12 protein-coding genes are annotated in these 9,386 nt (G+C 69.9%); 4 read left to right on the top strand and 8 right to left on the bottom strand.

Annotated elements, in window-relative coordinates; all coding sequences use genetic code 11:
• Positions 1–22: 22 nt before the first annotated feature.
• From ASF35_RS02670 to trxA, 4 genes are all read left to right on the top strand, one after another.
• Positions 23–460 (top strand): HNH endonuclease, encoded by a 438-nt coding sequence (locus tag ASF35_RS02670; protein WP_055962415.1) that lies wholly within the window; start codon positions 23–25, stop codon positions 458–460.
• 80 nt (positions 461–540) lie between these two features.
• The gene (locus ASF35_RS02675) at positions 541–2,121 is read left to right on the top strand and encodes a protein kinase family protein (protein WP_055962418.1); all 1,581 of its coding nucleotides are present in this window, start codon (positions 541–543) and stop codon (positions 2,119–2,121) included.
• Positions 2,122–2,203: 82 nt separating this feature from the next.
• Positions 2,204–3,202 (top strand): thioredoxin-disulfide reductase, encoded by a 999-nt coding sequence (gene trxB, locus ASF35_RS02680; protein ID WP_055962424.1) that lies wholly within the window; start codon positions 2,204–2,206, stop codon positions 3,200–3,202.
• 47 nt (positions 3,203–3,249) lie between these two features.
• Entirely contained in the window at positions 3,250–3,573 is a 324-nt protein-coding gene (trxA, locus tag ASF35_RS02685; protein WP_055966076.1) for a thioredoxin, read from the top strand.
• A 661-nt stretch (positions 3,574–4,234) separates the two neighbouring features.
• On the opposite strand, the gene ASF35_RS02690 is transcribed toward trxA, so the two are convergent.
• The 8 genes from ASF35_RS02690 to rpmH form a co-directional block, all read right to left on the bottom strand.
• Positions 4,235–5,137: a ParB/RepB/Spo0J family partition protein gene (locus tag ASF35_RS02690; RefSeq protein WP_055962427.1), complete on the bottom strand. Its 903-nt coding sequence runs from the start codon at positions 5,135–5,137 to the stop codon at positions 4,235–4,237.
• Complete coding sequence (locus ASF35_RS02695; protein ID WP_055962430.1) at positions 5,134–6,036, bottom strand: ParA family protein; 903 nt, start codon at positions 6,034–6,036, stop codon at positions 5,134–5,136. Before ASF35_RS02695 ends, ASF35_RS02690 begins: the two co-directional genes overlap by 4 nt.
• A 131-nt stretch (positions 6,037–6,167) precedes the next feature.
• Complete coding sequence (gene rsmG / locus ASF35_RS02700; RefSeq protein WP_235493076.1) at positions 6,168–6,743, bottom strand: 16S rRNA (guanine(527)-N(7))-methyltransferase RsmG; 576 nt, start codon at positions 6,741–6,743, stop codon at positions 6,168–6,170.
• A 55-nt stretch (positions 6,744–6,798) separates the two neighbouring features.
• A complete protein-coding gene (locus tag ASF35_RS02705) occupies positions 6,799–7,272 on the bottom strand; it encodes a R3H domain-containing nucleic acid-binding protein (RefSeq protein ID WP_055962437.1) in 474 nt (157 codons plus the stop codon).
• A 7-nt stretch (positions 7,273–7,279) separates the two neighbouring features.
• Positions 7,280–8,251, bottom strand: a complete 972-nt coding sequence (yidC, locus tag ASF35_RS02710) for a membrane protein insertase YidC (protein ID WP_055962440.1) — start codon at positions 8,249–8,251, stop codon at positions 7,280–7,282.
• The gene (gene yidD, locus ASF35_RS17580) at positions 8,236–8,529 is read right to left on the bottom strand and encodes a membrane protein insertion efficiency factor YidD (RefSeq protein ID WP_082480390.1); all 294 of its coding nucleotides are present in this window, start codon (positions 8,527–8,529) and stop codon (positions 8,236–8,238) included. Before yidD ends, yidC begins: the two co-directional genes overlap by 16 nt.
• A complete protein-coding gene (gene rnpA / locus ASF35_RS02715) occupies positions 8,526–8,909 on the bottom strand; it encodes a ribonuclease P protein component (protein ID WP_082495337.1) in 384 nt (127 codons plus the stop codon). Before rnpA ends, yidD begins: the two co-directional genes overlap by 4 nt.
• A gap of 3 nt (positions 8,910–8,912) precedes the next feature.
• On the bottom strand, positions 8,913–9,050 hold the full coding sequence (rpmH, locus tag ASF35_RS02720; protein WP_055962443.1) for a 50S ribosomal protein L34: 138 nt from the start codon (positions 9,048–9,050) through the stop codon (positions 8,913–8,915).
• Positions 9,051–9,386: the final 336 nt, after the last annotated feature.

Below are 9,386 nucleotides of genomic sequence, written 5' to 3' on the forward strand. Positions count from 1 at the left end.
TGGTCGCGGAAAGGGTGCGCCCATGGCCGACCACGTGCTCGTCCTCAACGCCAGCTACGAGCCGCTGCAACGCGTCTCGCTGCGCCACGCCATCAAGATGCTCGTGCGCGAGGTGGCGGTCATCGAGGAGGAGGACGAGGGCACGTTCGGCCCGTTCCCCAAGCCCAAGGTGCTGCGGCTGGTGCGCTACGTGGTGGCCCGCTGGCGGCACCGTCGGGGTCACCTGTGCACCAAGTCGGCCGTCAAGGCGCGCGACAAGATGTGCGGCTACTGCGGTGGCCGGGCCGAGACCGTCGACCACATCGTCCCGCGCAGCCGTGGGGGCACGCTCACCTGGGAGAACGCCGTGGCCGCGTGCCTGCGGTGCAACCACCGCAAGGCCGACCGGACCCCTTCCGAGGCCGGCATGACGCTGCTCGTCACCCCCGCCGTCCCCCCACCGGGCTTCCTCGTCGGCTGACCGGTCGTCCCGTCGCTGCGTGGCGTCCACCGGGCCAGGTGCCGCGTCCTACGATGGGAGCGCACACGGAAGAGGTGGCGATGACCGAGCGGCGGGCCCTGGGGGCCGGTGACGAGCTCGACGGACGCTACGTGCTGCAGGACCTCGTCACCGAGAAGCTCGGCTCCACCACGTGGCGCGCTCACGACACCGTGCTGGCGCGCAACGTCGGCATCGAGATGCTCCCGAGCACCGACCCGCGAGCCGACAACTTCCTCGAGGCCGCCCGGCAGTCGACCACCGTCACCGACCCGCGGTTCCTGCGGGTGCTGGACCTCGTGGAGTCCGACCACGACCACCACGTCATCGTCCGGGAGTGGGCGCGGGCGTTCCCCCTCGACCAGCTGCTGCGGCAGTCGGCGCTGCCCAACCGTCGTGCTGCCACGGTCGTCGCCGAGGTCGCCGAGGCGCTGGCCCACGCGCACGAGAAGAACCTCTTCCACCGACGGCTGACCCCGCACCACGTGCTGCTCAAGCAGACCGGTGCCGTGCGCATCGTGGGTCTGGGGGTGGCCACCGCTCTCGCGCCCGCCGGCCACCGTGACACCTTCGACGACCTGCAGGCCTACGAGCAGATGGACGTCGAGGCCCTGGGCAAGCTGCTCTACGCCTGCCTGGTGAGCCGGTGGCCCGGGGTTCCCGTCGACGGCCTGAGGTCGGCGCCCGTCGAGCACGGACGGCTCCTGCGCCCCCGGCAGGTGAGGGCCGGCGTCTCGCGCGACGTCGACGCCGTGTGCGACCGGATCCTCGGCCGTCCGCCGATGCACCACCGCACCCCGCTGCGCACGGCCGCAGACATCGCCCGGGCCCTGCGCCTGACCGGTGAGGACGAGTCGGAGGTCGACGACCCGAGCCCGCTGCACATCTCGTCGCCCGACCTGCTGCGGCTCGACCCGGTGATCGTGCCGGCCGGGCCACCCCCGGGCCTGGAGCCGCCGCGCCGACGGCCCAAGGCCTTCGAGCCTGCTCCGCCCACGACCTTCGAGCGGGGCGTCTCCCGCGCCCGGCGGGCGACGTCGACCGGTGACCGCAAGCTGGTGCTCGCCGGCATCGTCATGGTGCTCCTGATCGCTGCCGGCCTGGCCTTCGTGGTGGGTCGGTCCACCGACGAGGACGCCCCCGTCGCGGGCACCACCCCCGGTGGGGACCGCGCCGCGGTCGAGACGCTGCCCGTGGTCGACGTCCAGGACCTCGACCCCCAGGGAGAGGACGGCGAGGAGAACCCCGAGGAGGTGCCGCTGGCCGTCGATGGGGACCCCGACACCGCCTGGCGCACCACGACCTACTTCAACCGCGCCGACCTGGGCGGCCTCAAGGACGGCGTCGGGCTGGTGCTCGACCTCGGCGGCCCGCGCGAGGTCGAGTCGGTGCGCGTGCTCCTCGGTGGTGCCGGCACGTCGCTGTCGGTGTACGCCTCCAGCCCTGGCGGCGAGGTTCCCACCCGGCTCGCCGACCTGCAGCGCATCGCGGCGCTCGACGACCTCGGCAGCGACGTCACCGTGAGCTTCCCCGAGGGCACCTACACCCGGCGGATCGTCCTGTGGCTCACCCGGCTCCCCGAGGTCAGGCCCGGCGACTTCCAGGGCGAGGTGCGCGAGGTCACCGTGCAGGGCCGACGCTGACCCGTGCTGTCGGCGGTGCCTGGAATGTTCGGCACCTAGACTGCGTTGGAGCAGGGAGAGACCCGTCTACGAGAAGGCATCCATGAGTACTCAGTCGTCCACCGATGGCGTCCGCAACCTCATCATCATCGGCTCCGGCCCGTCCGGCTACACCGCAGCGGTGTACGCGGCGCGCGCCAACCTGGAGCCGCTCGTGTTCGAGGGCTCGGTCACTGCCGGCGGTGCCCTTATGAACACCACCGAGGTCGAGAACTTCCCCGGCTTCCCCGACGGCATCATGGGCCCGGCGCTCATGGACAACTTCCGTGCTCAGGCCGAGCGCTTCGGTGCCGAGCTGATCTCCGACGACGTCACCGAGGTCGACCTCACCGGCGACGTCAAGACCGTGAGCCTGGCCGACGGCAGCACCTACCGCGCCCACGCGGTCGTCCTGGCCATGGGCTCGGGCTACCGCAAGCTCGGCGTCGACCGTGAGGACGAGCTGTCCGGCCACGGCGTCAGCTGGTGCGCCACGTGCGACGGCTTCTTCTTCCGCGAGCAGAACATCGTGGTCGTCGGCGGCGGCGACTCCGCCGTCGAGGAGGCCACCTTCCTCACCCGCTTCGCCTCCAAGGTCACGCTCGTGCACCGTCGCGACGAGCTGCGCGCGTCGAAGATCATGCAGGACCGCGCCATCGCCAACGACAAGATCGAGTTCGCCTGGAACTCCGAGGTCGCCGAGCTGCACGGCGAGGGCCGGCTCGAGAAGATCACCCTGCGCGACACGGTCACCGGCGAGACCCGCGACCTCGACGCCACGGGCCTGTTCATCGCCATCGGCCACGACCCGCGTTCGGAGCTGCTCACCGGCCAGGTCGACCTCGACGACGAGGGCTACGTGCTGGTGAAGCCCGGCAGCACCGCGACCAACCTGCCCGGTGTGTTCGCCGCGGGCGACCTCGTCGACCACACCTACCGCCAGGCCATCACCGCCGCCGGCACCGGCTGCTCGGCCGCGCTCGACGCCGAGCGGTTCCTCGCCGACATGGAGCAGGCCGGGCTGCCCACTCCCGACGTCGCCATGGCCCAGTACGCCGAGTGACCTGCACGCCCACCGACCACCGACCCCACCTGCTGAAGGAGAACCCCATGCCTGACATCACCCCCGTCACCGACGCCGACTTCGACGAGAAGGTCCTCAAGGCCGACGGCCCCGTGCTCGTCGACTTCTGGGCCAGCTGGTGCGGCCCGTGCCGCCAGCTCGCCCCGATCCTCGAGGAGATCGCCGCCGAGAAGGGCGAGGCGCTCACCATCGTCAAGATGGACGCCGACGCGAACCCCGTCACCCCGTCGCAGTACCGGGTCACCGGCCTGCCGACGATGAACCTCTACTACAAGGGCGAGGTCGTGAAGTCGATCGTCGGCGTCCGCCCCAAGTCGGCCATCCTCGGCGAGCTGTCCGAGTACGCCTGACCCGTAGGCGCCTGTGCGCCTGACGTCACGAAGCCCCGGTGCACCGCGCCGGGGCTTCGTCGTTCCTCGAGGACGCGTGGGCCCGTACCTGGTGGGCGCTGGGCTGGTTCTCGCGTGGTGCTGCGTCTCTGCGGGTGGGTCTTCGCGTGCTGCTGCGCCGCTGTGACTGCGAGTGAGGGTGGTCTCCGAAAGGGCCTCGACCGGAGCAGCGGTCTCGTGCCGGCTGGGTCTGCGGGGCGCGGCCAGGGGCCCGTGCGGGCAGAGGTCCTCCCTTCGTGCGGAACGGTCCACGACGAAGGAGAGTCACTGCCCACCCCCGCCCACCGGGACGCAGGATTCTGCCTTTGCGCGCAGAAGCTCGAACGGTGCTGCGTTCGCGACGGGATCTCGTAGCGAACGCAGCATCCTTTGCCCCCTCACGCGCGAACGCAGAACGTTGCGTCACCCAGGCCGCGCTCCGCGAGCCCGCCCGAGCCTGGACCCCGCCGCCGGTCGAGGCCTCTCGGAGCGCAGGTCGAGGAGGAGCCCCAGCGACGCAGCGGCACCTGAGAGCCCACCCCAGCGCCGCAGCGACTGGCGACGACGGACGCCGATCACCGAGTCGGCGAAACGCTAAAGCGACTTATCGATTTGTCGATTTGTATGCCTTCTGATCTGTTGATCAGTGGTTCCGCGGCGGGTCCATCATGGCCACGATGCGCTCGAGGTCGTCGACCGTCGCGAACTCCACGGTGATCTTGCCCTTGGACTTGCCGAGGTCCACCTTCACCCGGGTGTCGTAGCGCTCGGACAGGCGCGAGGCCAGGTCGGCGAGGCGCGGTGCCGTCACCGTGCGGCCCTGCGTGCGCGAGCGTGACGTGGCCTGGTCCTCGGAGTCGCCGAACTTCACGATCTCCTCGAGCGCACGCACCGAAATGCCCTCGGCTACCACCCGGGCGGCCAGCCGGTCCTGCACCTCGGGGTTGCCCACCGAGAGCAGCGCACGAGCATGACCCGCCGAGAGCACACCGGCCGCCACGCGACGCTGGACCGCGGGCGGCAGCTTCATCAGACGCAGCGTGTTGGTGACCTGGGGACGTGAGCGACCGATCCGGTCGGCCAGCTCCTCCTGGGTGCAGCCGAAGTCCTCGAGGAGCTGCTGGTACGCGGCGGCCTCCTCCAACGGGTTCAGCTGCGAGCGGTGCAGGTTCTCCAGCAACGCGTCGCGCAGGAGGTCCTCGTCGGTCGTGTCCCGCACGATGGCGCCGATGGTGTCGAGGCCGGCGAGGCGGCTCGCCCTCCACCGGCGCTCGCCCATGATCAGCTCGAACGAGCCCGGGGACACCTCCCGCACGACCACGGGCTGAAGCAGGCCGACCTCCTTGATGGAGTGCACGAGCTCGGACATGTCTTGCTCGTCGAAGACCTGACGCGGCTGGCGGGGGTTCGCCACGATGGAGTCCAGGGGCAGCTCGGCGAACCGCGCCCCCGCGACCTCCTTCAGGCCCGACGCCTCTGCCTCAGCGGGGGTCGAGGGAATCAGCGACTCCAGACCTCGTCCGAGTCCACGGCGTGGTGCCATCATGCATCCCCTTCGCTGGTGTGCGCGGCCTGCGCGATCTCGCGGGCCGCCTCGAGGTACGACAACGCCCCGGACGAGCCGGGATCGTAGGTGAGGACCGTCTGCTGGTAGCTGGGCGCCTCGGAGATGCGCACCGAGCGCGGGATCGCCGTGGCCAGCACCTTCGGGCCGAAGTGCTCGCGCACCTGCTCGGCGACGCCGGCCGACAGGCGGGTGCGGGCGTCGTACATGGTCAGCAGGATGGTCGAGATCTCCAGCCGCTGGTTCAGGTGGGCGCGCACGAGCTCGATGTTGCGCACCAGCTGACCCAGACCCTCGAGCGCGTAGTACTCGCACTGGATCGGGATGAGCACCTCGCGTGCCGCCACCAGGGCGTTCACCGTGAGCAGACCCAGGGACGGCGGGCAGTCGATGATCACGTAGTCGATGCGGTCCCCCGCGCGCTCACGCTCCTCGAGATGGGTCTCGAGAGCCCGCTTCAGCCGCGTCTCGCGCGCCACGAGCGAGACGAGCTCGATCTCGGCGCCGGCGAGGTCGATGGTGGCCGGCAGGACGGTCAGTCCCTCGAGCTGGGGTGCGCGCTGCACCAGGTCGCTCATCGGCACGTCCTCCACGAGGGCCTCGTAGACCCCCGGTGTGCCCTCGCTGTGCGGGATGTCGAGAGCGGTCGAGGCGTTGCCTTGCGGATCGAGGTCGACCACGAGGATGCGCAGACCCTTCTGCGCCAGCGCCGCGGCCACGTTCACCGCGGTGGTCGTCTTGCCGACGCCACCCTTCTGGTTCGCGACGACGAAGACGCGGGTCGACGACGGGCGCGGCAGCTGACTCGTGCTGCGCGCCCGGCGCGCCAGGTCCACGTGGTCCTGGGCCTCACGGGCCAGAGGTGTCGAGTCGTCAGGCATCGGCGTCGCTGCGGCCGTCTCGGCTGCCGTGGTGGCGTAGCTCGATGCCGGGCTGGCCTGCTCGGAGATGCCGTGCAGGGGGTGTGTTTCACGTGAAACGCCGCCGAGGCCGCTTTCACCGTCATGGGCGTTCACTTCGTCACCTCCACCACCGTCGTCGGGACCTCGACCTCACCGTACGTCCGGATCAGCGTATCGGTGGCACCGAGGCGTCCGAGGGTGCGCTTCGCACTCTCCAGCTCATCGGGCGCCGACTGCCCCTTCAGTGCCAGAAGCACCCCTCCCGGCTTCACCAGGGGCATGCACCACTTCGCCAGCTTCTCCAGAGCGGCCACGGCGCGCGCGGTCACGACGTCGAAGGTCTCGTCGACGTCCTCGGCACGCGAGCGCACCACCCTCACGTTCGTCAGGTCGAGCTCCGCCACGACCTCGTCCAGGAAGGTCGTGCGACGCAGCAGCGGCTCGACCAGCGTGACCTGCAGGTCGGGTCGGCCGATGGCCCACACGAGACCCGGCAGCCCGGCGCCGGAGCCGACGTCGGCCACGGTGGCTCCCTGGGGGAGGCGAGGCAGCACGACGCCGCTGTTCACGAGGTGGCGGTCCCAGAGACGGGGCACCTCGCGGGGTCCGATCATCCCGCGCTCGACACCGTCGGACGCGAGGATGCCGGCGTACCGGGAGACCAACGGCAGCTGGTCATGGAACACCCCCGCAGCCACGGGCGGCGGCGGGGGTGTTTCACGTGAAACAGTCATCCGGAGATCAGTCGTCCGATGCTGGCAGGACCACGACGTGGCGCGAACGATCGGCGCCCTCGGACTCGCTGACCAGGCCGGCTGCCGCGACGGCGTCGTGGACGACCTTGCGCTCGAACGGGCTCATCGGATCGAGAGCGACGCTCGGCTCGCCGGCGCGGACCCGCTCGATGGCACCGGCAGCCACGGACTCCAGAGCGGTACGACGCTGGGAGCGGAAACCGCCGATGTCGAGCATGAGTCGGCTGCGCTCGCCGGTCTCGCGGTACACCGCGAGACGCGTCAGCTCCTGCAGGGCCTCCAGCACCTCGCCGTCACGGCCGACCAGCTGGTCCAGGTCGCCACCGACGATCGAGACCGACGCGCGGTCGTTCTCCACGTCCATGTCGATGTCGCCGTCCAGGTCCGCGATGTCCAGCAGCTCCTCCAGGAAGTCCGCAGCGATGTCGCCCTCGGCCTCGAGCTTGTCTGCATCCGTCATGCGCCGGTCACTTCCTCTTCTTCTTGTTCGGGCTGGGTCGCGATCCCGACACACGCTGGTTGCGGGTCTGCTTCTTGGGCTGGTTGCGCGTCACGCCGGGGTGCGGCTTCTCCAGCTCCTTCAGAGGATCCTCGGCCACGTTCTTGCCATGCTTCACGTCGCGCTCCTGCTTGGCCTTGAAGGCCGGGGTGCCAGGAGCGGGGTTGTTGCGGATGACGTAGAACTGCTGGCCCATGGTCCAGAAGTTCGACGTGGTCCAGTAGATGAGCACACCCACGGGGAACGCCACACCACCGATCGCGAAGACGAACGGCAGAACGTAGAGCAGCATCTTCTGCTGCTGGGCGTACGGGCCGGACAGAGCGTCGGGCGGCATGTTCTTGCTCATCAGCTGGCGCTGCGTCAGGAACTGCGTGGCGCACATCGTGATCACCATGACGATGGCGATGATGCGCGTCTCGACGTGCGTGGCGTTCACGAGCGTGTCGGCGATGCGTCCGCCGAGGAAGATCGCATCCTGCAGCTGCTCGGCGAGCTTCTCGGTCATGAAGCCGCGGGCGCCCTCGGCGCCGTTCTTCGCCGCCTGGTCGATCACCCGGAACAGGGCGAAGAACACCGGCATCTGCAGCAGGAGCGGCAGGCACGAGGCGAACGGGTTGGTGTTGTGCTCCTTCCAGAGCTTCATCTGCTCCTGGGCGAGACGCTCCCGGTCGTGCCCGTACTTCTTCTGCAGCTCCTTGATGTGCGGCTGCAGCAGCTGCATGTTGCGGCTGCTCTTGATCTGCTTGACGAAAAGCGGGATCAGCAGGGCACGGATCGTCACGGTGAGGCCGACGATCGCGAGTGCCCACGACCAGCCACCGGCGGGGTCGAGCCCGATCCGGGTGAACAGCTCGTGCCAGACCAGCAGGATGCCGGACACCGCGTAGTACAGCGGCGTCATGATGGCCGAGCCGATCGAGCCTAGGAAGTCGAACATGGTTCTCCAGGGGTGGGGGTGGTCGCCGTCGTGACGGCGAGAGAATCAGGGGTGCCCGACCCACGGCGCGGGGGGACCGGGTCGACGCCGCCGGCGGCCCACGGGTGGCAGCGTCCGACTCGACGTGCCGCCATCCAGGAACCGCGCAGCGCACCGTGCGTCTCGACGGCCTCGAGAGCATAGGCCGAGCAGGTCGGGTAGTACCGGCACACCTGGCCGTACAACGGGCTGATCGCGAAACGATACGCCTTCAGCAGGGCCACCAGCACGGTCCTCATCGACCGGCTCCGGCCGGCATCCGCTGCTCGGCCTTGCGCACGACCGTGGTCAGCGCGAGGTCGAGATCGGCACCGAGCCGCACGCTGTCGGCACGGGCCGACGCCGGCAGGGCGCGGACGACCAGCTTGGAGCCCTGCGGCACCGACGCCGGCGTGCCACCAACCAGGTGAGGCGCCACCAGATGGCGCAGTCGACGCTTCACCCGGTTGCGCACCACGGCGGGACCGACGGCCTTGGACACGACGAAACCGACGGAGGTGTCTCCGTCGGTTCCGATCGAGAGATGCGCGACGAGGGTCGGCGTCGAGGCCTTCGCCCCGCGACGGACGGCGACCTTGAAGTCACCTGCCTCACGCATGCGGTGGGCCCGTCGGAGCACGGCTCAGGCAGACAGCTTCGCGCGGCCCTTGCGGCGGCGGTTGGCCAGGATGGAGCGCCCCGCGCGGGTGCGCATGCGGAGGCGGAAGCCGTGCTTCTTGGCGCGACGGCGGTTGTTCGGCTGGTACGTACGCTTGCTCACGAGAATCAGGTCCTTCGACGTTTCGGGCCGGGGATCGACGGCCACCGCTCGCCCGCGGTGAGGATCTCGATCCGTGGGCATGCGGCAACGGTCGTGTTGCACGACTGCTCCACGGTACGGGGGCGCCGGACGACGGTCAAACTGACCCCATAGGGCACTACGCTGACGCTGGTCCAACCGACACGCCGCACGATCCACACGAATGTTCCGAAGTCGCTTGATCGAGCCTTGGCCGCGCTGCTAGCGTCGCCCGTCTGCGACTTTTCCACAGCGCGCGGCCATCGGGGAGCTGGATGCACACCGTGTGGAAAACCTTGTGGACCACACCACCATCCG

Source organism: Aeromicrobium sp. Leaf291, from assembly GCF_001423365.1.
Lineage (GTDB): Bacteria > Actinomycetota > Actinomycetes > Propionibacteriales > Nocardioidaceae > Aeromicrobium.

Bases quoted from the DNA above. Each gene is read 5' to 3' on its own strand.
- yidC (WP_055962440.1), bottom strand. From the start codon at position 8,251: ATGTTCGACTTCCTAGGCTCGATCGGCTCGGCCATCATGACGCCGCTG.
- ASF35_RS02670 (WP_055962415.1), top strand. From the start codon at position 23: ATGGCCGACCACGTGCTCGTCCTCAACGCCAGCTACGAGCCGCTGCAA.
- ASF35_RS02690 (WP_055962427.1), bottom strand. From the start codon at position 5,137: ATGATGGCACCACGCCGTGGACTCGGACGAGGTCTGGAGTCGCTGATT.
- yidD (WP_082480390.1), bottom strand. From the start codon at position 8,529: ATGAGGACCGTGCTGGTGGCCCTGCTGAAGGCGTATCGTTTCGCGATC.
- ASF35_RS02675 (WP_055962418.1), top strand. From the start codon at position 541: ATGACCGAGCGGCGGGCCCTGGGGGCCGGTGACGAGCTCGACGGACGC.
- trxB (WP_055962424.1), top strand. From the start codon at position 2,204: ATGAGTACTCAGTCGTCCACCGATGGCGTCCGCAACCTCATCATCATC.
- ASF35_RS02695 (WP_055962430.1), bottom strand. From the start codon at position 6,036: ATGCCTGACGACTCGACACCTCTGGCCCGTGAGGCCCAGGACCACGTG.
- ASF35_RS02705 (WP_055962437.1), bottom strand. From the start codon at position 7,272: ATGACGGATGCAGACAAGCTCGAGGCCGAGGGCGACATCGCTGCGGAC.
- trxA (WP_055966076.1), top strand. From the start codon at position 3,250: ATGCCTGACATCACCCCCGTCACCGACGCCGACTTCGACGAGAAGGTC.